Source organism: Kitasatospora nipponensis, from assembly GCF_039528135.1.
GTDB lineage: Bacteria > Actinomycetota > Actinomycetes > Streptomycetales > Streptomycetaceae > Kitasatospora > Kitasatospora nipponensis.
Genome location: NZ_BAAALF010000472.1, coordinates 1 through 1,289, shown reverse-complemented (window position 1 = coordinate 1,289; position 1,289 = coordinate 1). Strand labels below are relative to the sequence as shown.

1 protein-coding gene is annotated in these 1,289 nt (G+C 70.0%); it reads right to left on the bottom strand.

The genetic code is table 11. The features are described from left to right. Entirely contained in the window at nucleotides 1-975 is a 975-nt protein-coding gene (locus tag ABD323_RS41270) for a helix-turn-helix transcriptional regulator (protein WP_344447227.1), read from the bottom strand. Between the last annotated feature and the right edge of the window lie 314 nt (nucleotides 976-1,289).

The following is a 1,289-nucleotide window of genomic DNA, read 5'->3' as shown; positions in this document are numbered from 1 at the left end:
TCAGAGCCAGCCGCGTTGGGCTGCTTTGATGCCGGCTTCGAAGCGGCTGCTGGCGCCCAGGCGTTCCATGACGGAGGCCATGTGTCGACCGACGGTGCGGGCGGAGACGCCCAGGCGTTGGCCGGCGGTGTCGTCGGTGAGGCCGCTGCCGAGCAGGCGCAGGAGTTCGCGTTCGGTTGCGGTGAGTCCGCTCTGGGGGTCTTCGGGTTGGGTGGCGCCGATGGGGACGGCGGTGTCCCAGGTCTGTTCGAAGAGGTTGAGCAGGGCGGCCAGGAGGCCGGGTTCGGTGATGTGCAGGGCGCCCTTGCGGGTGTCGGCGGGGTCGATCGGGACCAGGGCCTGGGAGCGGTCGACGATGACGAGTCGTTGGGGGAGCACCTGGGCGGTGCGTACCTGGCCGCTGTTGGCGAGTAGCCAGTGGGCGTGGTGGGTGGTGTGGGGGTCGTTGCGGGTGGCTTCCTGCAGCAGGGTCCTGATCGTGACTCCGCGGGCCAGGACGGGGGCGTCGGCGGTGCGGGCGGCGGCGAGGTCCTCGGGGCGTTGGCTGGCGCCGGGGTGGACGCCGAGGACTTCGGTGCGGGCGCAGCGTCCCATCTGTTCGAGGCGGTCCTGGATGGCGTCCATGCCGAGGAGTCGTTCGCCGTGGGTGGTGCGGGTGTCGGCGCGTTGGGCGACGAGGTCGGCGACGGCGGCGCGGGAGGTGGCGATCTGGGCCTGTCGGGCGGCGAGGTCGGCTTCCTGGCGGAGCAGCAGGTCCGCCAGGCCGATGTCGGGGCTGACGGCGCGCATCTGGCCGGGGTGTTCGGTGGAGGCGCGTACCAGGAGCAGCTGCCCGAGTTCGTCGAGGCTGTCGTGGACCTGGGTGGGTGTGAGGTGGGTCGTGGTGGCGAGTTGCTCGATGCGGTGGGTCGGTTGGTCGAGCATGGCCTGGTAGACGGCGGCCGAGGCTGCGCTCAGTCCGAGTGTTTCCAGCAAGGGTTGGCCCATCCTTGTGGCGGCGCGCTCCCCCCGACCGCGCCTGGTCCGTCCATGGTCCCAGTTGCGACCCTGGACTTCAAGATCGTTATGGGCGCTTTGGCGGGGCTGTGGCTTTCGCCCCAAGCTCTCTTCGTATGCGGCTGATGGGTGCGGATGGCATGAAATAGGTGTCATGTACATGCATTCGTGTCCGGATCCGGACTGGCCGGTTGGGGACGGCCGGAGGTCCTTCCCGGGGGTCCCCGTCGGCGACGAGACTGGTGATCGCCGGCAGGGAAGAAGCCCGGACGGCAACCGGACAGAGCGTCAAC